Source organism: Kribbella sp. NPDC051587 (assembly GCF_044453945.1).
Taxonomy (GTDB): Bacteria; Actinomycetota; Actinomycetes; order Propionibacteriales; family Kribbellaceae; genus Kribbella.
In genome coordinates this window covers 108499-135116 of sequence record NZ_JBITDE010000008.1, presented here as the reverse complement: position 1 = coordinate 135116, position 26618 = coordinate 108499, and the positions used below count along the sequence as shown (strand labels likewise).

Genomic DNA, 26618 nt, shown 5'->3' with positions numbered 1-26618 from the left:
CCTGACTCAGCCGCGCAGAGCCGAAGCCAGGATGCCGGGGAGCCGGCTCAGCTTGCCGTCCGCGGCGAAGTGGGTGAGCCGCTCGGCCGTGGTCAGCGCGGTCTTGTTGCTCACGAACCACGGCGGCCGCGGCGACATCGCCAGCTCACCCGCACCGATCGAGCGCGGGAACGGCGTGAACGGTCCACGCACGACGCTCTTCTGAGCCCGGTCGAACAGCAACGCGTTGTGCACCACTCCGGTCCCACTCTGGATGTCGTCCGGCGTGTGACCGGGGAACGCGCCCCAGGTCGCACGCGGGCTGGTGTAGCCGACACCCGTCCACGCGTTGATCGCCACCGTCCCGTACCGCAGCGCCGCCACCGCGTCGTCCAGCTTCGGCCCCAGCTCGCGGAGCGTTCGCGGGTGCACCAGGATGTTCGCACCGAGTGTGCCGTGCAGTTGCTCGTTGGCAAACGTCACCGCTCGCTCCAAGAACCCTTCGGCAGGCAGCGTCGTGGTCGCCAGCACAGGTGCGAAGAACTCGGTCGTGAACGCGTAGGCCTTCGAGTCCGACGCGTCGACTCCGGTCACCAGAGTGCGGTTGCTGGCGAGCGCCTCGGCCTGTGGGTACGCGTCAGCCGCGCCCTGCCGCCGGTCGTCGGCACCTGGGTAGTACGCCGGCCGCTGCTCGGCCTTCTCGAGTGCACTCCGTACGGCGGCAATCAACGCCTCGGTGTGCTCCCAGCCCTCAGGCAGCACCAGCACCTGTGCGGCGATGCAGTTGAAGCCGCTGTTCTGCAGCTTCTGGGTAGCGATGTGCTCAGCCTGGAACGCGATGTCGGCCTTCGACCACGGACCCGGTACGACGATCGTCGGGCCGACCCCGCCGAGCTCCGCGGAGACTGGCTTCGGGTTGACGCGCTCATCCCGTTCCCGACGGCCCACGGCCTCCGGGCCGACGCCGTACACGATGGCGTCGTGGGTGCGCTCGCTGCCGGTCACGTGGATGCTGTCGACCCCGGGGTGCGTGCAGAGGTACTCGCCGACGTCAGCGCCGCCGTACACGAACCGGACGTACCCGTCCTCGATCAGCGGCGCGAAGATCTCCTCGAACGTCGGACCGAGGTGGTCGTTGACCGGGTTCAGCTTGCAGACGACCACCTCGCCGTCGGCGTACAGCTTGTACAGCAGGTCGAGCGGAGCGATCGAGGAGACGTTGCCCGCGCCGAGGACCAGTGCGACCTGGCCGGCCGAGCGCTGACCTCGGTACGCGCTCCCGAGGCTGTCGCGGACGTTGGCGGGTGTGACACCCGGCTGCATCCACACCTCGGTACTGAAGCCGTTGAGCAGCAGCCACTCGTTGAAGTCGTGCGGTGCGACCCGTACGACGGTCTGCCCGTCAGCGCGCTGGCTGACCTTGGACCCACGCAGCGGGTCGGTACCGGCGTCGAGGGCCTGCAGTGTCTCGGTGATCGCGTTGATCCAGCCCAGTACGGCGTACGGACCGCCTAGCCACTCCTCGTTGAGCAGCGGGGAGTCCGGGCGCAGCCCCTTGGCCTTGGCGGCCAGAGCGACCCACGCGTCCGCTCGCCCGGCTACGAGGGTCCGGACCCGGTTCAGGTAGTCAAGCCGGCCGGCGATCGGCAGCTCGGCCCACCCCTGCTTGGCACCGGTGAGGTCAGTGATCGCCTGGTCGAGCGCTGTGCTGTCCATACCCCATCGTAGGCAGCTCAGCACAGAAACTGACAATAGTTCAGTTATTCCCTTGCGGGCGCCGATGCCCGACTGTTGTGCTATGACAGATCTCGGCGTTGCGCGGACCTCCGCGCTGCAGGAGCCGGTCACCCGCGTCCCGGCGTACTGGGCGCGGTACTGGACGCTGGCGAACTTCGGCATCTTCATGGCGTACTTCGCCACCCAGCAGGTGCTGCTGCCGCGCCATACCAACGAGGTCACCGACAACGTCAGCTCGGCCGCGGTCTCCGCGCAGAGCTTGGCCAACCTCGTGGCTGCCCTGGTCACCGTCGTCGTCTCGGTGCTGGCCGGTGCCTTCTCGGACCGCACGCTGAACCGGCGTGGCCGGCGCCAGCCCTGGGTCCTCTACGGTACGGCGCTCGCCGCCGTCGCGTTCGTCTTCCAGGGACTGCAGCACGGCGTACTCGGCATCGTCCTCGGCTGGGCCGTGTTCCAGGTCGGGTACGCCGCCGTCAGCGTCGCGCTGCAGACCGCCGTACCGGATGAGGTTCCGGTCAACCAGCGAGCGACCATCTCCGGCTACCAGGGTGTCGCTCAGTCGGTCGGACCGGTGGCCGGTGTCGTGGTGCTGACGCTGCTGCTGACCGGCATCCTCGACGCGTACGTCGGCCTCGCCGTGCTGATGTTCGTGCTGGTGCTCCCGTTTGCCCTGTTCACGAAGGGGATCCCGCTCGCGCGCAGCGAACGGCCACCGCTGGACCTCAAGGCGATCGCGGTCGGGGTTGTCGCTCCGCTCAAGCACGCGGACTTCGCCTGGGCCTTCGGGCAGCGCTTCATGATCCAGCTGTCCAACGCGCTGGCGCAGATCTTCCTTTATCAATACCTCAAGGATGAGGTGCACACCGATCCCGACAACGGCACGCTGATCCTCATCCTGATCTACACCGCCGCCGTGGTGGCTATCGCGGTGCCGTCGGGCCGCCGCTCGGACAAGTCCGGCAAGCGCAAGCGCATGGTGGTGATCGCCTCGGTCCTTCAGGGTTCCGCGGCGCTGCTCTTCGCCTTCGTCCCGCAGATGCCGGCCGCGATCGTCGGTGCCGTGGTCCTGGGACTCGGGTACGGCGCTTATCTGTCGGTCGACCAAGCGCTGGTCACCCAGGTCCTGCCGCACGCCGAGGATCGCGGCAAGGACCTCGGCGTCATCCAGATCGCCAACTCACTGCCCTACGTCTTCGCCGCCGGCGCCGGCGGCTGGCTGATCAACTCCTTCGGCTTCCCGACCCTCTTCCTCGCCTCGTTCTTCGCCGGCCTGGCCGCCGCCTTCCTGGTAATGCCGATCAAGAGCGTCGCTTAACCGTTGGCCAGACGCTGGATGGTGGCGGCGAGCCAGCTCTCAAGCTGGGTGGCGTCGCCGAGTTCCTGGCGCAGGACGCGGCGGCGGGTCGAGACCCCGAGCACGAAGGCATCGATCGCCGCGGCCCGGCTGCGGGCGTCCGTGTCGTCGAGGCCGCTCTCCGACAGGTAGCGCTGCAACGGCTCGAGCGAGTTCGTGTCCAGGAACGTGGCCAGGGCCTCGGCGGCCTCCGGGCGTTCGCCGGACGCGCGGTGCAGGACGAGCAGCGGATCGTCGCCCGGCAGACCGAACCAGCGCTGGACGATGCTCGCCGCGAGACGTGCGCCCAGGGTGGCGAGCTCGCCGTCGAAGGAGTCCACGACCGGGATCTCGACCTGGGTCGCGGCGAGGAAGAGTCCGTCCTTGCCGCCGAAGTACCGGGTGACGAGGTTCGGTGAGACGCCGGCCGCGTCGGCCACGCCCTTCACCGTGATCGCGCCGTACCCGTGCTGGGCGAACTGCCGGCGAGCCTCGGTCAGCAGCCGTTCCCGGGTCGCGGCGGCGTTGCGTACGGTCATGTGTACGAGCATACACAATATGTGTACGCTGATACACATGAGCGATGACTTGCGGGAACGACTGCGGCGGACGCGGCGGGTGCCGACCCCCTGGGGTGCGGAGCGGGGCTTCAGCGGCGCCGGCCTCGATGACCTGCTCGACCGCTGGGCGAACAACTACGACTGGGGCGTGCACGAGCGCCGGATCGCCGGGCTGCCGTGGGAGACGGCGGGTGAGTTGCGGGTGATCCATCAGCGTGCCGCGGATCCTGCCGCGCCTGTCGTCGTGCTGCTGCATGGTTGGCCGGACTCGGTCTTGCGGTTCGAACGTGTCCTGCCGCTGCTGACGGACCTGCAGGTCGTCGTACCTGCCTTGCCAGGCTTCCCGTTCGCCGCACCGCTCACGGCTCCCGGTATGTCGGTCAACCGGATCGCCGGTCTGGTGGCGGACGCCCTGGAGGCGCTCGGGTACTCGCACTACACGGTGTCCGGAGGTGATGTGGGTGGTGCTGTCGCGGAGGTGCTCGCGGCCGAACATTCAGATCGAGTGACTGCCCTACATCTGACCAACACGGCTCCGCAGCATGCGTTCACAGTGGACCCGGCGAAGCTCGCGCCTGATGCGGCGGCCTTCCTGGAACTGGCAGGGCAGTGGTTCCGGGCTGAGGGTGGCTACATCGCGACGCAGTCCACCCGACCGAACACGCTCGCGGTCGCTCTCGGCGACTCGCCGGCCGGACTCGCGGCCTGGATCGTCGAGAAGCTGGAGTCATGGTCCGACGACGGCGCGTTCACGCCGGACGACCTCCTGACCTGGGTGACGGCGTACTGGGTCAGCGGGGCGATCGGCACCTCCTTTGCGACCTACGCCGAGCCGGCTGTCCTGCCGGAGCGGGTCGAGACGCCGACCGTGCTGTCCGTGTTCGCGGGCGACACCAAGCCTGAGCCTCGCAGCTATGCGGAGGTGTTCGTGAATGTCCGCGAGTATGTGCAGCATCCGGCCGGCGGTCACTTCGCTGCTTGGGAACAGCCGATCGCCTATGTGGACGACCTGCGCCGTGCGGTCCGGTTAGTTGACGGCGTTGATGATGGCCTTCACGATGGGGGCCGCGACGGTGATGGTGGGGACGACCAGGAGCAGGGCGGCGACCGTGTAGGTGCCAACGGCTAGGGCTGTGTTGTCAGGCTCTGGGTCGGCCAGGCGCTGGACGCGCAACACCGTCGAGGACTTGGCGGCGGCCAGAGCGGCTTCGGGGGCGGGGGAGCCGGCCAGAGCAACCAGCGCTCTGGCCAGTGGACGTGGGCCGTTGCGGCGGCGGGCGTCGTCGTCGGCCAGGAGTTCGACGAGTGTGCGGGCCTGGTCTAGCGCTACCTCGCTGCGGACCCAGCGCGGGAAGGCGGCGTGGAGTGCGGTGAACGCCTCCAGGACCAGATCGTGCCGCGCACGTAGGTGTGCTTGCTCATGAGCGAGGACTGCCTTGAGTTCGGTGTCGTCGAGACGACCGAGCGCGCCGACGGACACGACCACGCGGTGACCGCTGATGGCAGGTAGGCAGTAGGCGAGCGGCGTTTCTTCAGCCAGGACACGCAGTCCGGGGATCAGGCCGTCAGGTGTGGCCAGTACGTCGACCAGGTCGCGGTGCCGTCGTCGCCGGGCTCGCGTGCCGACGGCCACCTTCCCTGTCGCCCACAGCAGTCTGAGGACAACCAGAGCGGTCATGGCAAGGATTGCCGCGGCCAGGAGGTCGCGTGGTGACGACGGATCGAAGCGTGGCTCACCCGGCTCACCCGCTGTGGAGTAGGAGAGCGCGATGCCGGCGCCAAGCGCAGCCAGTACGGCGGCCAGCGCGATCGCCTGCCAGAGTGCGACGGCGGCGCGGGGGACGCGATACGGCCAGGCGGAGCGAGCCAGCAGAGCCGGCGCCGGTCCGGTGAGCACCAGGGCCAGTGCGGCCAGCAGGACCGGGGTGATCACCCCTCCCGCTCCTCCAGCTTGGCCAGCGCCTCTCTGAGCAGCGCGGCCTCTTCGTCACTGACCTGGCCGACGAACCGGACCAATGCCTCGCGGCGGTCGCCCGCACGATCGAGGGCGTCCCGCATCAGGTCGGCGGCCATCTCCTCACGCGGTGCGGCGGCCCGGTAGCGCCAGGCCTTCCCGTCCCGCTCGCGCTCGGTCAGGTTCTTCTTGGCCAGCCGGTCCAGGACCGTCATCACGGTCGTGTAGGCGAGATCGCGAGTCGTCGAGACCTGCTCGTAGACAGCGCGCACCGTGAGTGCGTCGGGCGCCGCCCACAGCTGCTCCATGACGACCCGCTCGAGATCGCCGAGCGGCCGCGGAGCCTTCTCTTCACTGGTCACGTGACCAGTATAACTACGCGTTGTAGTAGATCCGTTGTAGCATCTACTACGTAACGTCGTAGATGTGTTCTGGAGGGGTTCCGTGGACACGCTGGATCTGGCCCGGTGGCAGTTCGCCGTCACCACCGTTTACCACTTCTTCTTCGTGCCGGTGACGATCTCGCTGGTCGCGATCACCGCCGGTCTGCAGACCGCGTGGTACCGGACCGGCAAGGAGAAGTACCTGCGGCTGACCAAGTTCTACGGGAAGCTGTTCCTGATCAACATCGCCATGGGCGTGGTCACCGGCCTGGTGCAGGAGTTCCAGTTCGGGATGAACTGGAGCGACTACTCACGCTTCGTCGGCGACGTGTTCGGCGCCCCGCTGGCCTTGGAAGGCCTGCTCGCGTTCTTCGTCGAGTCGACCTTCATCGGATTGTGGATGTTCGGCTGGGACCGGCTGCCGAAGCTGGTGCACCTCGGCTGCCTCTGGATGGTCGTGCTGGGCACGCAACTGTCGGCGTACTTCATCCTCGCCGCCAACTCCTGGATGCAGAACCCGGTCGGGTTCCGCTACAACGCCGAGCGCGGGCGGGCCGAGCTGACCGACCTGCGGGCGGTGCTCACCAACAAGGTCGTGCTCGTCACCTACCCGCACACGATCTTCGCGGCCTTCATGGTCGGCGGCGCGTTCGTGGCCGGGGTCGCGTTGTGGCATCTGCTCCGCCGGCCGACGGTGGACCGCGAGGTGTTCCGGTCCGCGCTGAAGATCGGTGCGGTGATCGTGCTGGTGGCCAGCGCCGGGGTCGCGCTCAGCGGTGACCGGCAGGGCAAGGTGATGACCGAGGTGCAGCCGATGAAGATGGCCGCCGCCGAGGCGCTCTACGAGACCGAGAAGCCGGCGTCGTTCTCGGTCTTCACGATCGGCACGCTGGACGGTTCGAAGGAGATCTTCTCGATCAAGGTGCCGTACCTGCTGTCCTTCCTCGGCACCGGTCACCTCGACGGTGAGGTGAAAGGGATCAACTCGCTGCAACAGGCGTACGAGACGCTCTACGGACCAGGCTCCTACAGCCCCAACGTACCGCTCGCGTACTGGACCTTCCGGCTGATGATCGGGGTCGGGATGGCCTCCGGCGCGATCGCCCTGTGGTTGCTCTGGGCAACAAGGAGGGGCCGGGCGCCGGCCAAGTGGCTGATCTGGGTGGTCGCACCGCTGCCGCTGCTACCCCTGGTGGCCAACTGCTTCGGCTGGATCTTCACCGAGACCGGTCGCCAACCCTGGCTGGTGTTCGGGCTGCTGCCCACGGCCTCGGGTGTCTCGCCGGGCACCACCGCGGGCGAGGTGATCACCTCGCTGGTCGGCTTCACCGTCCTGTACGGCGTGCTTGCGGTGGTCGAGGTGAAGCTGATGCTCCGCACGATCCGGGGTGGACTGGCCGGCACGGACGCTCCGGCACCCGGCTCCGAGCCCGACGATTCCGAATCCGCCGAACCGCTCTCGTTCGCGTACTGAAGGGGCTGACTGATGGAGCTCACGACTGTCTGGTTCCTCGCGATCGCGGGGCTGTGGACCGGGTACTTCGTGCTGGAGGGGTTCGACTTCGGGGTCGGCGCGCTGCTGCGGGTGATCGGCCGGGACGAGCCCGAGCGCCGGGCGGCGATCACCACGATCGGCCCGGTCTGGGACGGCAACGAGGTCTGGCTGGTGATGGCGGGTGCGGCGACGTTCGCCGCGTTCCCGGAGTGGTACGCGACTCTGTTCAGCGGGTTCTACCTGCCGCTGTTCGCGATTCTGGTGGCGCTGATCCTGCGCGGGGTCGCGTTGGAGTACCGCGGCAAACGCGCCGACCTGTTGTGGCGTGGACGGATGGACACGCTGATCACCATCGGTTCATTGGTGCCGGCACTGCTCTGGGGGATCACCTTCGCCAACCTGGTCCGCGGCGTACCGCTGGACAACTCTCACGAGTTCGTCGGCAGCCTGGGTGATCTGTTCAGTCCGTTCGCCCTGCTCGGCGGGGTGACGTTCGTGGCGGTCTTCGTGACGCATGGCGCGATCTTCCTGGCGCTGCGGACCGACGGCGTACTGCGCGAGCGGGCGAACCGTCTGGCCGCGCGGCTCGGGCTGGTGACCGCAGTGCTGGCCGTGGCCTTCCTCTGGTGGGCACAAGCGCTGCGTGGTGACACGGGCTCGGCGATCGTGGCCGCTGCTGCCGCACTGGCCTTCGTCGGCGGTCTGGTGGCCAACAGGTTCGGCCGCGAAGGCTGGGCCTTCACCGGTACGGCGGTCGCCACCGGGCTGGCCGTGGTGTCGTTGTTCGCGGCCCTGTTCCCGATAGTGATCCCGTCCACGCTGGATCCGCAGTCGACGCTGACCGCGGTCGAGGCGGCCTCAACGGCGTACACGTTGAAGATCCTCACGATCATCGCCGGCATCTTCACTCCACTGGTGCTGCTCTACCAGGGTTGGACGTACTGGGTGTTCCGCAAGCGGGTCGTGGTGGCATGAGGCCCCAAGTGGTCCGTGGCGGGAGTTCTTTGGCGCTTGCGGCGCCCAGGCACGCACCTCGCGGCCCCGGAGGAACAGCCACGATGGAAAAGCATCGAGGCTGCCCCTCCGGAACCCCGATGCACGCACCTGAACACCGCAATCACTCAAACAACACCCGCCACGGACCACTCGATCCCCGGTTGCTGCGCCGGGCCAAGGCGGCGCGGGTCTTCCTGGCCGCGTCGGTTCTGATCGGTATCGCCAGTGGCGTGCTGATCGTGGTGCAGGCGGTCCTGCTGGCGCGTGGGATTGCTGGGGTGGTGCTCCGCGGTGCTGACGTGACCGGGGTGGCGTGGGCGCTGGCTGCGGTGGTGGCTGGTCGTGCGGCGCTGCTGTGGGTGCAGGAGGTGGTGGCGCAGCGCAGTGCGGCTGCGGTGAAGTCCACTCTGCGGCGGCAGGTGCTGGAGCACTCACTGAGGCTCGGGCCGGTGTGGCTGAGTGGTGAGCGCAGTAGTGCGCTGACCACGCTGCTGACCAAGGGACTCGACGACCTCGATCCGTACTTCGCCCGCTACCTGCCGCAATTGGTGCTCGCGGCAACGGTTCCGGCCGGAGTGATCGGCTGGATGGCGACCGGCGATCTGATCGCGGCCGGGACGGTCGTGGTCACGCTGCCACTGATCCCGATCTTCATGGCGCTGATCGGCTGGGCGACGCAGACGCACAGCCGGCGGCGGCAGCGTGCGCTGGACGTGCTGGCGCACCATTTCACCGACGTGGTGACCGGTCTGCCGACGCTCAAGCTGTTCGGCCGCGCCAAGGCCCAGGAAGACGCGGTACGGCGGGTGACGGATCGGCACCGGGTTGCGTCGATGAGCAGTCTACGGGTCGCGTTCCTGTCGTCGTTCGCGCTGGAGTTGCTGGCCAGCATCTCGGTGGCGCTGGTCGCGGTCGGCGTCGGACTGCGGCTGATCAACGGGCACCTGGGGCTGGAGACCGCGCTGATGGTGCTGATCCTGGCGCCCGAGGCGTATCTGCCGTTGCGTCAGGTCGGCATGCAGTTCCATGCCAGTGCGGATGGGGTGGCGGCCAGTGAAGAGGTGTTCCGGGTGTTGGAGACGCCGCTGCCGGAGCGTGGGGAGCGGACCGATGTACCGGATCTCAGGGCAACGACTCTGCAACTGCATGACGTGACGGTGCGGTACCCGGGTCGGTCGGAGCCGGCGCTTGACGGGTTCGACCTGGAGGTTCGGCCGGGTGAGGTGGTCGCGCTGAGTGGAGCCAGCGGGGCTGGGAAGTCGACGGTGCTCGCGGTGCTGCTCGGGTTCGTGGTGCCGGAGCGAGGTGTGGTCGTGGCTGGTGGGAGTGCGGCGGACGAGTTCGAGCCGGGTGTGTGGCGGCGGCAGTTCGCGTGGGTTCCGCAGCGGCCGGGACTGCGGATGGGGACGGTCGCGGACAACGTGCGGCTGGGCCGGTCTGCTGCTTCTGATGACGAGGTGCGGTTGGCCTTGCTGGCGGCGGGTGCTGGTGAGCTGGAGCTGGACAAGGCGGTGGGGGAGCGCGGGCAGTTGCTGTCGGGTGGTCAGCAGCGGCGGGTCGCGCTGGCCCGTGCACTGGTGACGGATGCACCCGTGCTGTTGCTCGACGAGCCGACGGCCGGGCTGGACGCCGAGGCGGAGGCAGCAGTCGTTGCAGGACTGCGAGCCAGTGGCCGGACCGTGCTGATGGTCGCGCACCGGCCTGCGCTACTAGCAGCCGCCGACCGAACAGTCGTCGTGGGAACCCGAGAGTTGGTGCCGGCATGAGCAGTTGGGCGTTGGTGCGGCCGGAGGGTCGAGTGTGGTGGCGGCTGGTGCTCGCATTGGTTGCAGGCGTTGCTGCGTCTGGCTCTGCGGTGGCGTTGCTGGCGACGTCGGCTTGGCTGATTACTACTGCGGCGGCTCAGCCGCCGGTGCTGATCCTGATGGTGCCGATCGTGGCGGTGCGCGCGTTCGGAGTCGGTCGTGGCGTCTTCCGGTACGTCGAACGCCTGGCCGGCCACGACGCGGCGTACCGGGTCTTGGGGGAAACGCGGGCGCGGATCACCGGTCGGTTGGAGCGGATCGCGCCGGGTGGGTTGAGTGGTCGTCGGCAAGGGGACCTGCTGGCCCGGCTGGTGCTGGATGTGGATGCCGTCCTCGACCTGTGGTTGCGAGTGCTGCTGCCGGTAGCAGTCGCCTTGGTCACGGCTGCCGCGACTGTGGCGTTGTTGGTGCTGCTGTTGCCGGTGGCGGGAGTGGCCGTCGCATTGGCGGTGCTGATCGCGTGCACCGTCGTGCCGTGGCTGACTGCGAAGACGGCGGCGCGGGCCGAACGGCGGCTTGCGAGTGAGCGTGGTGACGTGGCTGCGGCTGCGACCGAGACGCTGCTGACCGCGGGCGACATCGTCGCCTTCAACGCGGTCGATGACGTGCTGGCCGCCTTCAGTGCGCACGACGATCGGCTGGCGGCGGCAGAGCGTCGGTCGGCCTGGAGCGCTGGGCTCGGCGGTGCACTCCTGGTGCTGTGCGTGGGCGGGGCGAGCGTCGCGGGGCTAGTGCTGGGCAGTACGGCGAATATCACCGGCGCGGTGTTCGCCGTACTCGTCCTTACTCCGCTGGCGCTGGCCGATGTCCTCGGTGGGATCCCGGCGGCCGCTCAGCTCGCCATCCGGGTCCGGGCGGCGCTCGGCCGGGTCCAGGAGCTCGTCGACGCGCCCGAGCCGGTGCACGAGCCCGCGGCGGCCGTGGCACTACCGCGCGGGCGCGATCTGGAGGTGAAGCACCTGCACGTCGGGTACGGCGACGACGACGTACTGGATGGGCTCAGCCTGGACATGCCAGCCGGGAGCCGGGTGGTGATCACCGGGGTGAGTGGGTCCGGCAAGAGCACGTTGGCCGCGGTGCTGCTCCGGTTCCTGGAGCCCCGCGGTGGTGAGGTGCTGATGGACGGTGTGGATCTGGCGAGTCTCGAAGGCGACCAGGTGCGGTCGGTGGTGGGCCTGCTGACCCAGGAGAGCCACGTGTTCGACACGACCATCCGGGAGAACCTGCTGCTGGCCCAGCCCGGCGCGAGCGACCTCCGGCTGTGGCGGGCGCTGTATCTCGCGCGGCTCGGGGTGTTCGTCGAAGGGCTGCCGGACGGACTCGACACGATGGTCGGTGAGCACGGTGCCCGGCTGTCCGGTGGTGAGCGGCAGCGGCTGGCATTCGCCCGGTTGCTGCTCGCGGACCGCGACGTACTAGTGCTGGACGAGCCCACGGAGCACCTGGACGAGGAGACCGGCCGGGCACTGCTGGCGGACCTGTTCGCGGCGGCCGGGCGGCGGACCGTCGTACTGCTGACGCATCGGCCCGAGCTGGCACCCGCTCACGCGCTGCGACGGGCGGTGCGCCTCCCGTGACGAACGCGGCATCCTTCGTGCGGGATGCGAGGGGCGGGCCGGGCGTCTGCCAAGATGAGTAACCGTGTTCACCTCACAGCTTGTCACCTTGCTGACTGACCAGGTCCTGATCGCGATCATCGTCGTCGCGGTCGTTGTACTGGGCGGCGCGACCGGACTCGTCGTGACCCGGCGCCGGCGCTCGGCGCTGCCCACGGCAGAGCGTCCGGCCTCGCTGGACACCGCGGAGCCGAAGGTCGGTGACGACGCCGAGACACCGCGCGACACCCCGACGCGGACCCTCGAGGACACGGAGCTGCCGGAGCAGACGGCGACGCTCGACAAGCCCGAGTCCGCGCAGGGCAGGCTGGTTCGGCTGCGGGCGCGCCTGGCCCGCTCGCAGGGCTCCCTCGGGAAGGGCCTGCTCGCGCTGCTGTCGCGGGACAAGCTCGACGAGGAGGCGTGGGAGGACATCGAAACCACGCTCATCACCGCCGACGTCGGCGTCGCGCCCACCCAGGAACTGGTGGAGAAGCTGCGCACGCGGATGCGCGTCGAGGGCGTCGGGGCCGCCCAGGCCCGGGACATCCTCCGCGAGGAGCTGATCGCGCTGGTCGACCCGTCGATGGACCGCTCGCTCGCGGTGACCCGCCGGGAGACGCAGCCGGCCGTCGTCCTGGTCGTCGGCGTGAACGGCACCGGCAAGACCACCACGGTCGGCAAGCTCGCCCGGGTGCTGGTCGCCGAGGACAAGCACGTGGTCCTGGGGGCGGCGGACACATTCCGGGCTGCGGCTGCGGACCAGCTGCAGACCTGGGGCGAGCGGGTCGGCGTCCGGACCGTGCGCGGCCCCGAGGGCGGCGACCCGGCCAGCATCGCGTTCGACGCGGTCAAGCAGGGCATCGCGGAGGAGGCCGACGTCGTCCTGGTGGACACCGCCGGGCGGCTGCACACCAAGACCGGCCTGATGGACGAGCTCGGCAAGGTGAAGCGGGTGATCGAGAAGTCGGCCGAGGTCGACGAGGTGCTGCTCGTCATCGACGCCACCACCGGTCAGAACGGCCTCACCCAGGCCCGCGTCTTCGCCGAGGTCATCAACGTGACCGGCCTGGTGCTGACCAAGCTCGACGGTACGGCGAAGGGCGGCATCGTGATCGCCGTGCAGCGCGAACTCGGCGTACCGGTCAAGCTGGTCGGCCTCGGCGAAGGCGCCGACGACCTGGCCCCGTTCGAGCCGGAGCAGTTCGTCGACGCCCTTCTGGACTGATTCGCCGGACCATGTCGAGAGCCTGGTTCCGGCTTCGTCCTTCGGGAAAAGCACAACCGAGGAGGACCCTGAGATGACCAAGTTCCTGTTGCTGATGAACCACGACGGCGGTACGTCGACGACGACCATGCACGAGTGGGACGAGGCGGACCGCAAGGCCCACCTGGACCACCTGACCGCGACGCTGGACCGGCTCCGCGAGAGCGGCGAGCTGGTCGACGTACAGGGGCTGACCTGGCCGAAGCACGCGAAGGTGGTGCGGGCGGCGAGTGTGAGCGCGCCGGTGATCACCGACGGGCCGTATGCCGAGGCCAAGGAGATCCTGGCCGGGTACACGATGATCGACGTCGAGTCGGAGGAGCGTGCCCTGGAGATCGCCGCCGAGCAGTCCAGCGCGCCTGGGCCCGGTGGCGTGCCGATCGAGCAGCCGATCGAGGTTCGCCGACTGATGGGTTCGGATGCAGACTTCTGGGACATCTGAGCACCACCTGGAGGACCTGCTGCGTGAGCTGACACCGCAGGTCCTCGGGGCTGTCGTCCGGCGGTCCGGTGACTTCGCCGCGGCCGAGGACGCCGTACAGGAGGCTTTGCTCGCGGCCGCGACCACGTGGCCGCGGGACGGGCAGCCGGACAATCCGAAGGCCTGGCTGATCCAGACCGCGTCGCGGCGGTTCATCGACGAGATCAGGCAGGCCCAGGCCCGGCGGGCCCGGGAGGAACGGGCCGCGCTGCGCGAGCTGCCGCCGGAGGAGGTCGAGGAGTACGACGACACTCTCCGGCTGCTGTTCCTGTGCTGTCACCCGGGGCTGACGCCGGCCTCGGCGATCGCGCTCACGCTGCGGGCGGTCGGTGGCCTCACCACCGCCGAGATCGCGACGGCGTACTTGGTGCCAGAGGCAACGATGGCGCAGCGGATCAGCCGGGCGAAGAGCAAGCTCAAGGGAGAGACCTTCGAGCTGACCGCCGATGCGGACCGGCTGCGCAACGTGCTGCATGTGCTCTACCTGATGTTCAACGAGGGCTACGCGACCAGCGGCGGCTCAGAGCTGCACCGGGGAGACCTGTCGAGTGAGGCGATCCGGCTGACCCGCGCTGTGCACGCGCAGCTCGACGACGGACAGGTCACCGGCCTACTGGCCCTGATGCTGTTGACCGACGCTCGGCGGGCAGCACGCACCGGTAGCGCCGGTGAGCTCATCCCACTCGCCGAGCAGGACCGCACGCTCTGGAACGCCGAGTACATCGCCGAAGGTGTCGAGCTGGCCGTGAAGGCCTTCCACACGCCACCACTGGGTGAGTATCAGCTGCAGGCCGCGATCGCTGCCCTCCATGACGAGGTGCAGCGTGCGGAGGACACCGACTGGCCGCAGATCTTCGCGCTCTACGGACTGCTCGAAGACCTGTCGGGCAACCCGATGGTGAAGCTCAACCGCGCCATCGCGGCAGCCATGGTCGACGGACCGGACGAAGGTCTCAAGCTGCTGGAGCCGCTGGACAAGGAGCTGAGCGGTAACCACCGGCTCGATGCGACCCGCGGCCATCTGTACGAGATGCAGGGCGACCACGACGCCGCGGTGAAGCACTTCCGGGAGGCAGCTCGCACCACGACGAGTCTGCCCGAGCGCGACTATCTACTGAAGAAGGCCGACGCACTCACTGGTACTGAGCAAACGCCGCACTGATGTCGTCGTCGGTTGCCAGCAGCAACCGTAGGAGCACCCGCGCCTTGTAGGGGTCCAGGAAGCCACCGTCGATCAGGCCACGCTGCAACAGATCGGTCTCCGCACCCGGACCGCTGTACGTGTTCCGCACGATCGAGCCACCGCCGGTGCGCGACGTCAGTACGACGGGCATCGCCGCTGCGAGCTCACCGAGGACCGGAGCGAGCGCCGCGGGCACGTGTCCCGCACCGAAGCCGGCCACCACCAGACCCTGGTGAGTCTCAGCCAAACCCTTCAGCAGCAGACCGTCGTCGTCCATGGTCATCGTGTAGAGCGCGACCCGGTTGGCGTCCAGGTCGGCCGGCTCCGCACTGCCCTGGACGCCGTCCAGCCGTGCCGGACGGGCGAGGATGCGGACCTGGTCCTCGACCACGTGGCCGATCGGACCGACGTTGGGCGACACGAAGGTCGCCGTACTGGTGCTGTGGGTCTTGCGAACCCAGCGGGCGGCGTGGATCTCTTCCTTGAACACCACCAGCGCACCGAGGTCGCGGGCGACTGGTGAGCACGCGACGCGGCAGGCAGCCAGCACATTGGCCGGCCCGTCGGGTCCTGCGAGGGTGGGGTTGCGCATGGCGCCAGTCAGGACGAACGGCTGCGAGTGCGGCCACACCTGGTCAACCAGGAACGACGTCTCCTCCAGGGTGTCCGTGCCTTGCGTGACCACGACTCCAGTCGCACCGGCGGCCACTGCCTTCGAGGCGGCGTCGACGACCTCAAGCACCTTCGCTGCGGTCAGGTTGGCGCTCGGGACCGCTTCGATGTCCTGGATCTCCACTGGATGGCCTAGCTCGGCCAGACCGGGCACAGCCGCGGTCAGGTCCGCTCCGTTCAGCCGGCGGCCGCCGGCCATCGCGATGGTGCCGCCCAAGGTGAACAACGCGACGCTCACTACCAGCTCCTCAATAGCCGAGATCGACTGCCGAAGATTAGCGGGTGCGCGCCCTGACGTGCATCCGTTCCCCCTGCGGTCCGTAGAGACACAGCAGTTCGGTCGGTCCGGCAGCGGCGTTGGCGAACCAGTGCGGCACCCGGGTGTCGAACTCCGCGACCTCACCGGCGGTCAGGATGAAGTCGTTGTCGCCGAGCACGATCCGGAGCTTGCCCGACAGCACGTAGACCCAGTCGTAGCCCTCGTGGGTCTTCTGGGTGACCTCTCCGCCCGGCCAGCCCTTCGGCACGATCTGCTTGAACGCCTGCAGCCCACCGGGCCGTTTGCTGAGCGGAATGATCGTCGCGCCGCCATGGTGCTTGACCGGCTTCGCATGGATCCGCGGGTCACCTGTGGTCGGCGCGTCCACCAGTTCGTCCAGCTGCACCTGGTGAGCGCGTGCCAACGGCAACAACAGCTCCAGCGTCGGCTTGCGCTGTCCGGACTCCAGCCGGGACAGCGTGCTCACCGAGATCCCCGTCGACTCCGACAGCTGAGCCAGCGTCGTGCCGCGCTCGACGCGCAACATCTTCAAGCGTGGTCCGACAGCGTCCAGGACATCCTCGAAGTCTTCCATGTTGCCACTATGGCAAAGAATGTTGTCGAAAACGAGAATCATTGCGGATCCTCTCATCAACGAGAGGAGCTTGACGATGTATGACGTGATTGTGGTCGGCGGGGGAGCGGCAGGGCTGAGTGGGGCGCTGGCGCTGGTGCGGTCGCGCCGGTCGGTGCTGGTGATCGACGACGGCCGGCCGCGGAACGCCCCGGCCGGCCACGTGCAGAACTTCCTCACCCGGGACGGGACGCCGCCCAGCGAGATCTACGCGCTCGGCCGCGACGAGGTCGCCGGGTACGGCGGTGAGTTCGCGAGCGGTACTGTCACCGAGGTTCGACGCGGTGACGTGTTCACCGTCGAGCTGGCGGACGGTACGTCGTACCAGGGCCGACGGATCCTGGTCACCACCGGACTGACCGACCTGCTGCCGGATGTGGCCGGGCTGGCTGAGCAGTGGGGCAAGGACGTGCTGCACTGCCCGTACTGCCATGGCTGGGAGGTGCAGGGCCAAGCGATCGGCGTACTGGCGACCAGTCCGATGGCAGTGCACCAGGCGCAGATGTTCCGGCAGCTGAGTGATGACGTGACGCTGTTCCTGCACACCGGTCCAGACCTGACGGACGAGCAGTGGGAGGAGCTCGCCGCGCGCCAGATCGCCGTCGTACAAGGGAAAGTCGAGCAGGTCGAGGTGGTGGACGGCAAGCTCACCGGCGTCCGGCTGGAGGGTGGCAAGGTCATCTCGCGAGACGTCCTCACGGTCCAGACCACTCTGCGCGCCAAGGCGAGTTTCCTGACCGGACTGGGTCTCGAGGTGACCGCTCAGGAGGCTGCTGGTGTCGTGTACGGCGATGCGCTCGTGGTCGATGCCAAGGGCGAGACGGCGGTGCCAGGAGTCTTCGCAGCCGGCAACGTGACCGACCCGATGGGACAGGTCCTGCACGCGGCCGGTGCGGGGCTGCGGGCCGGTGCGGCGATCAACGGCGACCTGATTGCAGAAGAGACGCGGTTGGCTCTCGCCGCGCGACGTAGTTGAGAGGTCTAATAGGGCCGTGCTCGACACGGTCGACCCCGAGTTCGCTTCGTACGTTGATGCGAGACAGGGCAGATGGTTACGTACTGCGTACCTCGTGTACGGAGAGCTGGAGCGGGCCGAGCACACTCTGTTGCGCGCCTTCACCCGGCTGTCACTGCACTGGCCCAAGGTGGACGACCCGGACGTCTTCGTCCAGCGTTTGCTCTACCAACCGGCCCTGACGCGGTGGAGCCGGGTGCGGCCCTTTCCGGAGACCGAGGACCCGGTCGAACGGGCCCTGGCGGACCTCACACCTACCCAGCGGACGGTTCTGGTCCTGTTGCATCTGGAAGAGCTCACCGAGTTCGAGGTGGCCGACGTACTGACCATGTCGCACACGGCGGTGCATGCCCAGGGACTGTCCGCGTTCGAGCGTTTCCGGAGGGCTATCGCGGCAGGGGAGACCAGATGAGGCGTGAGGACATCGGACCGCTGCTGCACCAGGTTTCCGACGACCTGCCGGAGGTCAGCCTGGCCGACCCGGCCTGGACGGCCGGCGTGATCCTCAACCGCCGCCGACGCCGTACGGCGCTTGTCGGAGTACTGCTGGCGGTCGGGATCGCGCTGGCCGTCCTGGCGGCGTTCGCCTACGGCTGGCTACCCGTCACCCGCTGAGGGCTCGCGGATCACGCGCAGTGTCAGTTCGACCAGGCGATCGGCGTCCTCGGGCTTCGGCATCGACTCGTTGAGCACGGTGCGCAACACGAACAAACCGGACAGCCACTGCACCATCATCACCGGATCGGCATCGCGCCGGATCGGCTCACCGCGGGCCCAGGCGCGTTCCAGAGCAGCCTTCGTGAGCTCGATCCGGCGATCGAGCAACGACTTGTAGATCACCGCGGACCGCTCGTCACGGTTCGCCTCGGTGATCCCGAGCCGCATCAAGGCGACCCCGGCCGGGGTGTTCACGAACATCAGAGCAGTGCCGTAGACCTCTCGCAGGTCTCCGGCCAGCGAGCCGGTGTCGGCATCCGGGATCTCGATGTCGAACAGGCCGGTCATCGCGTCGTTGGCGAGCTCCTCTTTGCTCGCCCACCGCCGGTAGATCGTCGCTTTGCCGACTCCTGCGGCCTCCGCGACGTCGTCCACCGTCATTCCGTCGAACCCACGCTCCAACAGCAGCTGCACGGCGTACTGGCGGATCCTCGGCTCCGCGTCAGGGTCTCGTGGCCTGCCGCGGCGCGGCGTCACCCCGTGATCGATCTCCATTTCGTTCCCTACTTCGGACGGGTGCAGTGGCGCGGCTGCGGTCCCGTGTGGTCCAGGCCAGAGTGCCACACCGATGCCCAACGGTGGCCATGTCACGCCGATGTCACCTGGGCGGGCGCTTTGTCACATGCCGGAAACAAACGGACCGATCGGCTGAAACGGCGCGCCGACACCGTGGGCGATGTGGCTGGGCGCGGGCTCCCCGGAGTTGTGGAGTTCTCCCGAACGAGGACGCCGGCCACCCCCTGATGACATGGAAGGGATGACGTTGATGGAGATCAACGCCGGCGATACCGCCTGGGTCTTGGCTAGCGCCGCCCTGGTGATGCTGATGACACCGGGCCTGGCTTTCTTCTACGGCGGCATGGTGCGCGTGAAGAGCGTGCTGAACATGATGATGATGAGCTTCGTCACCATCGCCGTCGTCACCATCTTGTGGGTGGTGGTCGGTTACTCACTGACGTTCGCTGGTGACAGCGGGCATGTGATCGGCAACTTCTCCGAGGTCGGGCTGAAGGGCCTGATGGCCCCGGAGGCGATCAGCGGGAGCACCCCGACGCTCGCCTTCGTCGCCTTCCAGCTGATGTTCGCGATCATCACCCCGGCGCTGATCTCAGGTGCCATCGCCGACCGGGTGACGTTCCGCGGCTGGATCGCGTTCGTGGTCGGCTGGACGTGCCTGGTGTACTTCCCGGTCGCGCACTCGGTCTGGTTCCTCGACGACGGCAACGGTGGCTGGATCGGCGACAAGCTGAAGGCGATCGACTTCGCCGGTGGTACGGCGGTGCACGTGAACGCCGGTGCGGCCGCGCTGGCGCTGGCGATCGTGCTGGGCAAGCGGGTCGGCTGGAAGAAGGACCCGATGCGGCCGCACAGCCTGCCGCTGGTCCTGCTCGGTGCCGGTCTGCTGTGGTTCGGCTGGTTCGGGTTCAACGCCGGTTCGGCGCTGAGCGCCGGCACCACCGCCGCGGTCACCTTCGTGAACACGCAAGTCGCCACCGCCGCCGCGGTGATCGGCTGGCTGATCGTCGAGCGGCTCGTGCACGGCAAGGCGACCACGCTGGGTCTGGCCTCGGGTGCGGTGGCCGGTCTGGTCGCGATCACCCCGTCCTGTGGCGCGGTCAGCCCGATCGGCGCGATCATCCTCGGCGTGCTCGCCGGTGCGATCTGCGCCTTCGCGGTCTCGCTGAAGTACAAGCTCGGCTTCGACGACTCCCTCGACGTGGTCGGGGTGCACCTGGTCGGCGGTCTGTTCGGTTCGCTGGCGATCGGCCTGCTCGGTACGGCGGCGGCGCCGTCGGCGGTCGACGGTCTGTTCTACGGCGGTGGCGCTTCGCAGCTGGGCAAGCAGGCACTGGCCAACGTGGTGGTCGGCGTGTACTCCTTCGGGGTCGCGTTCATCCTCGGCAAGGTGATCGACAAGACGATCGGCTTCCGGCTGTCCGAAGAGGACGAGGTCACCGGTGTCGACCAGGTCGAGCACGCCGAGACGGCGTACGACTTCCTCAGCGCGAGCGGTGTCCGCGGGGCGCTGTCGGCCCGCGTCGTGGCGACCACGGACAATGGCTCCACCGAGACTTCCGAGAAGGAAGGTGCCAACGCATGAAGCTGATCACCGCGGTGGTCAAGCCGCACAAGCTGGAAGACGTCCGGGCGGCCCTGGAGACCTTCGGCGTCACCGGGATGACGGTGTCCGAGGCCAGCGGCTACGGCCGGCAGAAGGGCCACACCGAGGTCTACCGCGGCGCGGAGTACGAGGTGGACCTGGTACCGAAGGTCCGGCTCGAGGTGGTCGTCGAGGACAGTGACGGCGCCGACGTGGTCGACGTGATCGTGAAGGCCGCGCAGACCGGCAAGATCGGTGACGGCAAGGTCTGGGTGACCTCGGTCGAGACGATCGTCCGCGTCCGCACCGGTGAGCTGGACGGAGACGCTCTCTAGATGGTGGACCGAGCAGAACAGCGGCGCGCCCGAGCCGAGGAGGCCGACGCGCTGCTGTACCTGCTCCTCTCCAAGGCATGCGACGCCCTCGGTACACCTACCGAGGGCGTTGCCCTGGTCGCTGTCGGCGGCTACGGCCGGGAGGAGCTCTCGCCGTACAGCGATCTCGACGTGATGCTCCTGCACGTCGACGGGTACCCACGGCTGGACGAGCTGGCGTCCCAGATCTGGTACCCGTTGTGGGACTCGCGCACCAAGCTGGACCACAGTGTCCGGACGGTCGTCCAGGCTCGCGAGTCCGCGGCGGACGACGTACGGGTCGCCCTGGGGTTGCTGGACGCCCGGCATGTCGCGGGGGACTCGCATCTGACGCTGGAGTTGCGGTCCGTGCTGATGGCCGACTGGCGGCGGACGGCGAAGACCCGACTGCCCGAGCTGGCGCAGGCCTGCCGGGACCGGGCGTCGTCGGTCGGTGAGCTCGCGCATCTGGCCGAACCGGACTTGAAGGAGGCGTACGGCGGTCTGCGGGATGCCGTCGTACTGCGTGCCTTGGTGGCTTCGTGGTTGATCGACGTACCGCATCCCGTGGTGGAGCGGGTGCGGCGGGAACTGCTGGACGTGCGTGACGAGCTGCATACGGTGGCTGGCCGTGCGACCGACCGGCTGGTTGCGGATGTGGCCGGAGAGGTCGCGGCTGGGCTCGGACTGGATGGCCGGGATGCGTTGCTGCGCCACGTGTACGAGACGGGCCGGACGCTCGCCTACGTCTGCGACATGTCGTGGCGGCGGGTGGAGAGTCTGCTGACTCGGCCGCCACGGACGCGACGGTTCCAACGTACCGGTGGGCCGCTGTTGCTCGCGCTGGATGAGGGTGTCGCCCAGCACGAGGGCGAAGTCGTGCTGATGCCGGATGCGCGGCCGGAGCGGGACGCCGTACTGGGTCTGCGGGCTGCGGCGGTTGCTGCGGATCGTGAGCTGGGACTGTCTCCTGCTGTGTGCACGCGGCTGGCCTCTAAAGCGCTGGCGCTGTCTGAGCCTTGGCCTGGTGAGGCGCGGCGGTTGCTGTGCGCTCTGCTGGGTGCGGGTGAGGGACTGCTTGAGGTGTGGGAGGCGCTGGACCAGGCCGGCTACATCACGCGGATCCTGCCCGAGTGGGACACCGTGAGGTTCCGGCCGCCGCAGTCGGCGATCCACCGCTTCACCGTCGACCGGCATCTGCTGGAGACGTGTGTCGAGGCGTCCAAGATGGTCCGCGACGTACGGCGGCCTGACCTGCTGCTGATCGCAGCCCTGGTGCATGACCTCGGCAAGGCGGTCGACGGCGATCACAGTGTCACCGGTGCGGTGATCGCAGCTCGCGTTGCGCGCCGGATCGGGTTCAGCGAGGCAGACTCCGACATCATCACGCTGTTGGTCCGCCAGCACCTGATGCTGGCGCAGGTCGCCACCCGACGCGATCTGGACGACCCGATGACGGTCGAGCTTGTCTCGGGCATCGTCCGGGACACCGAGACGCTGGATCTGTTGGAGGCGCTCACGTACGCCGATGCGCGCGCGGCCGGCCCCGCTGCGTCGTCGCCGTGGCGGATGCGGCTGGTCGGTGAGTTGTGCCGTCGCGTGCGCGGTGAGCTGTCGGGTGGCGGTGAGGGGATGTGGACCGACAACCCGCCGATCCCGGTCCCGCCTCTGCACCAGGTCGTCGGCATCGGCCAGATCGGAGTCTCCGTCACTGATCACCACGGCGACCTCCGCGTCAACGTCGCCGTACCGGATCAGGTAGGCACGCTGTCGACGGTGGCCGCCGTACTGGCGGTGGAACGGCTCGCTGTCCGGGCCGCCGTCGTCTCCTCCGTCGACGGCCTTGGCATCTCGCAGTGGTCCGTCGCCGGCTCGCCTCCCGACCCAGTGCGCCTGCGCGACCGGCTGGCCGTCGCCCTCCGCGACAACACCGACCTGGTACGGCGTTTGGCCGCACGCGACTCGTCTGCGCCGAGAGTCGCCAGCCGGGTGGACTTGTTGCCAGGGGCATCTGAAACCGCGACGGTGCTGCAGGTGCGAGCCCATGACCGACCCGGGCTCATGTACGACGTCACCTCGGCCATAGCGGCGACCGGGGCCGACATCCGGTCAGCGCACGTCAGCACGCTCGGTGCCGAGTGTGTGGACGTCTTCTACCTCACTGATCGCCATGGCTCTCCTCTTGAGGAGGAGGACGCGCGGACCACGTCCAAGACCGTGCTGGATCGCCTGACGTTCTAACCTCGGTGCTGTGCGTCTCCTAGGGTCTCTTCAGCGTCAGGCCGTCCGGTGCGAAGACCTCGGGTCCCCGATGTACGCCGACATCCTGCGGCGGCTCGTGGACAACTACGAGGTCGGTGGCGTGGCTGCCGACGTACTGGCTGGGTATGAGGACCCGCCGCCCGGGGCGGTGATCGGGCTGCGGTTGCTGGGCGCCGTACACGGTCTGGTGCTGGCGGGGGAGGTGCCTGAGCTGGCGGTCTTCTATCCGAGCGTTGGTGGGGAGTGGGACCCCGTGCTCGGGTGGGAGGCGTTCGAGCAGGTGCTGCAGTCCCGGTCCGCCGAGGTGCGGGCGTTGCTGACGCAGCCGCCGCAGACCAACGAGGTTCGGCGGGCGGCCGCGCTCTACGGCGGTCTGCTGCAGTTGATGCAGGAAGTCCCGCTGCCGGTGCGGTTGTTCGAGATCGGTGCGAGCGCTGGGCTCAACCTGCGAGCGGATCACTTCCACTACCTCGCGGATGGTGAGTCGTACGGCGCTACCGACAGCCCGGTGGTCATTGAGGACGCCTGGTCGGGGCGGAGGCTTGAGCCAGTCACGCTGCGGATCGCTGAGCGGGTCGGATCCGACATCGCGCCGGTGAACCCGCTGTCGGCAGAGGGCGCTCGGACGCTGACGTCGTACGTGTGGCCGGACATGTCCGAGCGGCTGGTGCGGCTGCGCGGTGCGTTGGAGGTCGCGCGGCAGGTGCCGGCCGACGTACGCCGTGAGGACGCGGTCTCGTTCGTGCGCGGGCTGGAGCTGTCACCGGGCCACGTGACGGTGCTGTGGCACTCGATCATGTGGCAGTACCTGACCGAGGCGGACCGCGCAGCGGTGGACGCGCAGCTGGCTGAGCTGGGAGAGCGGGCGGATGCGTCGGCGCCGCTGGCACGACTGCGGTTCGAGCCGACGACAGCGAGTGGCGACTTCCTGATCGAGCTGGAGACCTGGCCGGGCGGCGTACGGCGGGTGCTCGGGCGGATCGGGGATCACGGCCAAGGGCTGGTCTGGAACGCCGTCTAGCTAGCTGAGTGCTGCTACCAGGCTGTCGGTGAGCTCCGCCGCATAGGTTTGGTCGGGATCGAGGTCGGGGTCGTAGATGCCGATGTCGATCCCGACGCACTTCTCGTCGGCCAGCAACGGCCGGAGGAGTGCCTGGAGCTGGGCGTGGTCGATGCCGCCCGGATTCGGGCTGTCGACCGCGGGCATGATCTCCGCATCCAGGATGTCGACGTCGAGATGCACCCAGAATCCGTCGAGCCCTTGGAGATGGTCGAGCACCCCGGCGGCCGCGCCTGCGGCGTCGGCAATGACGTCGAGCGCCGACCAGTGCGGGATGCCTGCTTGGTTGAGCGTGTCCAGGTAGGCCTCGTCTTCGCGGTAGCCCAGCATCACGGCATCCGTGTCGCGCACGTAGGGCTTCAGCCCCTCCAGGTCGGTCAGGTCGTCCTGCCCACGCCCGGTCACGAGCGCCAACGCCTCACCGCCCGCAGCGCCGACGTACTCGTCGTTGTCGACGGTCCTCATGTCCGAATGCCCGTCCAGGTAGACGACGCCGTACCGGCCTCGCCTCTTGAGCGCCAGAGCCGGTCCGAGCAGGTTGCTGCACTCCCCGCCCAGCAGGACCACGAACTTCTGGTCGTCCAGTAGTGCGCCCACGCGATCCGCCAATCGCACGCTGTACGACGCCATGGCCTCGGCGTTGAAGACGCCGTCGCCGGGCTTCCAGTCGCCGCGGTCGTAGCGCGGCGGCACCACGCAGCCCGCATCGGTCGCACCGATCCGCTGGACGATCCCCTGATCCCGCAACGCGCCCGCGAGCTTGTAGCAGCCCGGCACGGTCCCTTCCGCCGGTGGCCGCAAGCCCAGGTTCGAAGGCCCGTCCACCACCACCCGACTCCGCCCCACAATCCCTCCCTAACCGGTCATGATCGATCTTTCGGTTAGGAGATCGTAGCGCCTACTCCAGGCCACGCTCCACCGCCTGGGTCTTCGGACCGCCGCGCCCGCGCGCCCCGTCGCCGAGCTCAGGCCGGTACGACGTCGCGCGCGCCGGGCTCGCTTGTCCCGCGAGAAACCGCAGCTGCCCGTCCATCGACGTACCGGTCGGAGCCTGCGCCGTACTGGCGGGGTGGTGTTCGTGACGGAGCTCCTCGACGGTGGAGTTCAGGCTGGTGCGGATCTCGTCGGCCACCTGCTGCCCGGCGGCTGCGTCGTGAGTCGGCAGCCTCGGCCACGCTTCATGCAGCATCGGCTCCACCAACCGAGCCCGAGCCGCCTCCTGGCGCCCGTACGGAACCTCCTCCCGCAACCGATTCCGCACCACCCCATTGGCCAACCGATCGAACTGCTCCCCGACCGGCGTAGCCACCAACTCACTCAACAACTCGTCCCGCCCACTAGTAAGCCCAGACGCCTGCGTCAACAGACTGTCGGCAGCCGCGTGGACGCCTGATGGCTCGGATGTAGGCAGGGTCAGCTGCGGATATCCAGCCCGGTTGGCGAAAGCTTCGAAGTCGGTCGCCACACGAACCTCGCCGATTCCCGCTGCCAGGCTGTGGGAATGCGGAGAAGCCCCCGGCGCTACCGACATGCCCGCGTGCGTCGACATCTCCAGGACCGTCCGCAGGGCGGCTGCCTGGTGGTCGTGCTGGTTCGGCGGGACCTGTTGCCCCAGGTACGGCAGGACACGGTTTGCGGACAAGGCGATGGCGCCCGTGCGGGAGTTCAGTTGTGCCGACCCGCCGTCGTGGAGTGCGTACAGCTCACCGTTCCACCGACCACCACTGCCCGGCCGTTGCTGCTGGGCGAGCCGATGCAGCCGCGTGAACTCCTGGTGGACCCGGGAGTCTGGCGGGATCAGCTCATACCGGGCCATGGTCAGTCACCGGAGCCGAAGGTCGGTGGCTGAAGGTAGTCCTGGATCCGCTCGAGCGGCGACGCCAGCGCCCGGATGTGGACCTCCTCCTCAGGAGCGGCGCGATCGGCGATCGCCCAGATCCGCTCACACGCGCTTTGCAGGGCCGCGACCTGTTCAGCCACGGGCTCGTCGACCGGCGCCAGCTCACTCGCGATGGCGGCGGCTTCGTCGTACAGGGGGCTCCACTCTCTGGCGGGCGGGAGCGGGGTGGCGAGGTTGTCGGCCAGGCGGAGGGCCCAGGCTTTGTCCTCGGAGTCAGGTTCGCCGGCGACCAGGGTGCGGATCTCGTGCTGCGTGGGGCGTACGTCGTACGCGGGGTGAAGGCGTTGTTCGTGGCGGGCCTGGGTGAACAGCGAGTTGATCTTGGCGATGTCCATCAGTGACGCCCTTCGGGGAGGTCCATCCAGAGGCGGCCTTCGAGGCTCTCTTGGATGGTGGGCTCGTAGTGGGTGGCGTTGTGGTCGGCCCAGGGGACGGTCGGGTCTTCGAGGTCGCGGGAGGTGCAGTCGAGGGGGCGGGTCTTCCAGCGGACCCGGCTGGATTCGTCGGATTTTCCTTCGCGCTCCAGCTCGTCGGCGAGGGCCCAGACGTAGCTGCAGGCGGCGGTGATGCCGGCGAGTTTGTCGGCGATGCCACGGCGGCCGACAAGGGCGTCACCGACTGCTTGACTGGCGAGCTGCTCGGCCCGGGTCGTGCGCGTGGTGAGGAACCCGAGGTGGTCGCCGAGGCGCTCGATCTGGTCGACCGCGTCGGCGCGATCCGCCTCGGGCAGGTCGGGGACCAAGGCATAGAGGTCCTCGGACGCCGTCACGTAGGCATCGGTCAGCTGCCGCATCAGCAGGAGCAGCCGTGCGGACCGGAGGGAGCGGAAGTCGTCGAGGTCCATGGCAGAACGCTAGCCCGAACCCGTCCCACCAGG

At 68.6% G+C, this 26618-nt stretch carries 27 protein-coding genes; 16 read left to right on the top strand and 11 right to left on the bottom strand.

Annotation, left to right across the window (positions count from 1 at the left end):
* Positions 1 to 6: 6 nt before the first annotated feature.
* Positions 7 to 1695, bottom strand: coding sequence for an aldehyde dehydrogenase family protein (locus ACIA49_RS27060; protein ID WP_396380130.1), 1689 nt, complete (start codon positions 1693 to 1695; stop codon positions 7 to 9).
* 82 nt (positions 1696 to 1777) lie between these two features.
* Between ACIA49_RS27060 and ACIA49_RS27055 the strand changes: the two genes are divergently transcribed.
* Entirely contained in the window at positions 1778 to 3031 is a 1254-nt protein-coding gene (locus tag ACIA49_RS27055; protein ID WP_396380129.1) for an MFS transporter, read from the top strand.
* Here ACIA49_RS27055 and ACIA49_RS27050 read toward each other — a convergent pair.
* Entirely contained in the window at positions 3028 to 3588 is a 561-nt protein-coding gene (locus tag ACIA49_RS27050; protein WP_396380128.1) for a TetR/AcrR family transcriptional regulator, read from the bottom strand. The two genes, ACIA49_RS27055 and ACIA49_RS27050, sit on opposite strands and share 4 nt — an antisense overlap.
* A 37-nt stretch (positions 3589 to 3625) precedes the next feature.
* Between ACIA49_RS27050 and ACIA49_RS27045 the strand changes: the two genes are divergently transcribed.
* Entirely contained in the window at positions 3626 to 4738 is a 1113-nt protein-coding gene (locus tag ACIA49_RS27045) for an alpha/beta fold hydrolase (protein WP_396380127.1), read from the top strand.
* Here ACIA49_RS27045 and ACIA49_RS27040 read toward each other — a convergent pair.
* A complete protein-coding gene (locus ACIA49_RS27040) occupies positions 4637 to 5542 on the bottom strand; it encodes a M56 family metallopeptidase (RefSeq protein ID WP_396380126.1) in 906 nt (301 codons plus the stop codon). The two genes, ACIA49_RS27045 and ACIA49_RS27040, sit on opposite strands and share 102 nt — an antisense overlap.
* Positions 5539 to 5925, bottom strand: coding sequence for a BlaI/MecI/CopY family transcriptional regulator (locus tag ACIA49_RS27035; RefSeq protein ID WP_396380125.1), 387 nt, complete (start codon positions 5923 to 5925; stop codon positions 5539 to 5541). The genes ACIA49_RS27040 and ACIA49_RS27035 overlap by 4 nt, the downstream gene beginning before the upstream one ends.
* Before the next feature lie 82 nt (positions 5926 to 6007).
* Here ACIA49_RS27035 and ACIA49_RS27030 point away from each other — a divergent pair, with 82 nt between their 5' ends.
* The 7 genes from ACIA49_RS27030 to ACIA49_RS27000 all read left to right on the top strand — a co-directional run bounded on the left by ACIA49_RS27030 (position 6008) and on the right by ACIA49_RS27000 (position 14747).
* Positions 6008 to 7420, top strand: a complete 1413-nt coding sequence (locus tag ACIA49_RS27030) for a cytochrome ubiquinol oxidase subunit I (protein ID WP_396380124.1) — start codon at positions 6008 to 6010, stop codon at positions 7418 to 7420.
* A gap of 12 nt (positions 7421 to 7432) precedes the next feature.
* Positions 7433 to 8416: a cytochrome d ubiquinol oxidase subunit II gene (gene cydB / locus ACIA49_RS27025; protein WP_396380123.1), complete on the top strand. Its 984-nt coding sequence runs from the start codon at positions 7433 to 7435 to the stop codon at positions 8414 to 8416.
* Positions 8417 to 8535: 119 nt separating this feature from the next.
* Positions 8536 to 10203 (top strand): thiol reductant ABC exporter subunit CydD, encoded by a 1668-nt coding sequence (gene cydD / locus ACIA49_RS27020; RefSeq protein ID WP_396380122.1) that lies wholly within the window; start codon positions 8536 to 8538, stop codon positions 10201 to 10203.
* Positions 10200 to 11819: a thiol reductant ABC exporter subunit CydC gene (cydC, locus tag ACIA49_RS27015; RefSeq protein WP_396380121.1), complete on the top strand. Its 1620-nt coding sequence runs from the start codon at positions 10200 to 10202 to the stop codon at positions 11817 to 11819. The genes cydD and cydC overlap by 4 nt, the downstream gene beginning before the upstream one ends.
* A gap of 64 nt (positions 11820 to 11883) precedes the next feature.
* Positions 11884 to 13065: a signal recognition particle-docking protein FtsY gene (gene ftsY / locus ACIA49_RS27010; protein WP_396380120.1), complete on the top strand. Its 1182-nt coding sequence runs from the start codon at positions 11884 to 11886 to the stop codon at positions 13063 to 13065.
* 73 nt (positions 13066 to 13138) lie between these two features.
* Positions 13139 to 13546, top strand: a complete 408-nt coding sequence (locus ACIA49_RS27005) for a YciI family protein (protein WP_396380119.1) — start codon at positions 13139 to 13141, stop codon at positions 13544 to 13546.
* The gene (locus ACIA49_RS27000; RefSeq protein WP_396380118.1) at positions 13524 to 14747 is read left to right on the top strand and encodes an RNA polymerase sigma factor; all 1224 of its coding nucleotides are present in this window, start codon (positions 13524 to 13526) and stop codon (positions 14745 to 14747) included. Before ACIA49_RS27005 ends, ACIA49_RS27000 begins: the two co-directional genes overlap by 23 nt.
* Here the strand turns inward: ACIA49_RS27000 and ACIA49_RS26995 are convergent.
* Complete coding sequence (locus ACIA49_RS26995; protein ID WP_396380117.1) at positions 14719 to 15678, bottom strand: asparaginase; 960 nt, start codon at positions 15676 to 15678, stop codon at positions 14719 to 14721. The two genes, ACIA49_RS27000 and ACIA49_RS26995, sit on opposite strands and share 29 nt — an antisense overlap.
* 37 nt (positions 15679 to 15715) lie before the next feature.
* Complete coding sequence (locus ACIA49_RS26990; RefSeq protein ID WP_396380116.1) at positions 15716 to 16294, bottom strand: helix-turn-helix domain-containing protein; 579 nt, start codon at positions 16292 to 16294, stop codon at positions 15716 to 15718.
* A gap of 76 nt (positions 16295 to 16370) precedes the next feature.
* Between ACIA49_RS26990 and ACIA49_RS26985 the strand changes: the two genes are divergently transcribed.
* The 3 genes from ACIA49_RS26985 to ACIA49_RS26975 all read left to right on the top strand — a co-directional run bounded on the left by ACIA49_RS26985 (position 16371) and on the right by ACIA49_RS26975 (position 17963).
* The gene (locus ACIA49_RS26985) at positions 16371 to 17309 is read left to right on the top strand and encodes an NAD(P)/FAD-dependent oxidoreductase (protein WP_396380115.1); all 939 of its coding nucleotides are present in this window, start codon (positions 16371 to 16373) and stop codon (positions 17307 to 17309) included.
* Positions 17310 to 17403: 94 nt separating this feature from the next.
* On the top strand, positions 17404 to 17760 hold the full coding sequence (locus ACIA49_RS26980) for an RNA polymerase subunit sigma-24 (RefSeq protein WP_396380114.1): 357 nt from the start codon (positions 17404 to 17406) through the stop codon (positions 17758 to 17760).
* Positions 17757 to 17963: a hypothetical protein gene (locus ACIA49_RS26975; RefSeq protein ID WP_396380113.1), complete on the top strand. Its 207-nt coding sequence runs from the start codon at positions 17757 to 17759 to the stop codon at positions 17961 to 17963. The genes ACIA49_RS26980 and ACIA49_RS26975 overlap by 4 nt, the downstream gene beginning before the upstream one ends.
* On the opposite strand, the gene ACIA49_RS26970 is transcribed toward ACIA49_RS26975, so the two are convergent.
* The gene (locus ACIA49_RS26970; protein ID WP_396380112.1) at positions 17946 to 18560 is read right to left on the bottom strand and encodes a TetR/AcrR family transcriptional regulator; all 615 of its coding nucleotides are present in this window, start codon (positions 18558 to 18560) and stop codon (positions 17946 to 17948) included. The genes ACIA49_RS26975 and ACIA49_RS26970 overlap by 18 nt on opposite strands.
* A 262-nt stretch (positions 18561 to 18822) precedes the next feature.
* Between ACIA49_RS26970 and ACIA49_RS26965 the strand changes: the two genes are divergently transcribed.
* Genes ACIA49_RS26965 through ACIA49_RS26950 form a run of 4 tightly spaced genes read left to right on the top strand, consistent with a single transcriptional unit; the run spans position 18823 to position 23802 of the window.
* Positions 18823 to 20166 (top strand): ammonium transporter, encoded by a 1344-nt coding sequence (locus ACIA49_RS26965; RefSeq protein WP_396380111.1) that lies wholly within the window; start codon positions 18823 to 18825, stop codon positions 20164 to 20166.
* On the top strand, positions 20163 to 20501 hold the full coding sequence (locus ACIA49_RS26960; protein WP_391546457.1) for a P-II family nitrogen regulator: 339 nt from the start codon (positions 20163 to 20165) through the stop codon (positions 20499 to 20501). The genes ACIA49_RS26965 and ACIA49_RS26960 overlap by 4 nt, the downstream gene beginning before the upstream one ends.
* Positions 20502 to 22760 carry a [protein-PII] uridylyltransferase gene (locus ACIA49_RS26955; protein ID WP_396380110.1) on the top strand — a complete coding sequence of 753 codons (2259 nt, stop codon included), beginning with the start codon at positions 20502 to 20504 and terminating at the stop codon, positions 22758 to 22760.
* Positions 22761 to 22770: 10 nt separating this feature from the next.
* Complete coding sequence (locus ACIA49_RS26950; RefSeq protein WP_396380109.1) at positions 22771 to 23802, top strand: DUF2332 domain-containing protein; 1032 nt, start codon at positions 22771 to 22773, stop codon at positions 23800 to 23802.
* Here ACIA49_RS26950 and ACIA49_RS26945 read toward each other — a convergent pair whose 3' ends face one another.
* Genes ACIA49_RS26945 through ACIA49_RS26930 form a run of 4 tightly spaced genes read right to left on the bottom strand, consistent with a single transcriptional unit; the run spans position 23803 to position 26585 of the window.
* Positions 23803 to 24687, bottom strand: a complete 885-nt coding sequence (locus ACIA49_RS26945) for an arginase family protein (RefSeq protein WP_396380108.1) — start codon at positions 24685 to 24687, stop codon at positions 23803 to 23805. It lies immediately after the preceding gene.
* Between the two features lie 52 nt (positions 24688 to 24739).
* Entirely contained in the window at positions 24740 to 25657 is a 918-nt protein-coding gene (locus tag ACIA49_RS26940) for a hypothetical protein (RefSeq protein ID WP_396380107.1), read from the bottom strand.
* Between the two features lie 2 nt (positions 25658 to 25659).
* Positions 25660 to 26076 carry a hypothetical protein gene (locus ACIA49_RS26935; RefSeq protein WP_396380106.1) on the bottom strand — a complete coding sequence of 139 codons (417 nt, stop codon included), beginning with the start codon at positions 26074 to 26076 and terminating at the stop codon, positions 25660 to 25662.
* Positions 26076 to 26585, bottom strand: coding sequence for a hypothetical protein (locus ACIA49_RS26930; RefSeq protein ID WP_396380105.1), 510 nt, complete (start codon positions 26583 to 26585; stop codon positions 26076 to 26078). Before ACIA49_RS26930 ends, ACIA49_RS26935 begins: the two co-directional genes overlap by 1 nt.
* Between the last annotated feature and the right edge of the window lie 33 nt (positions 26586 to 26618).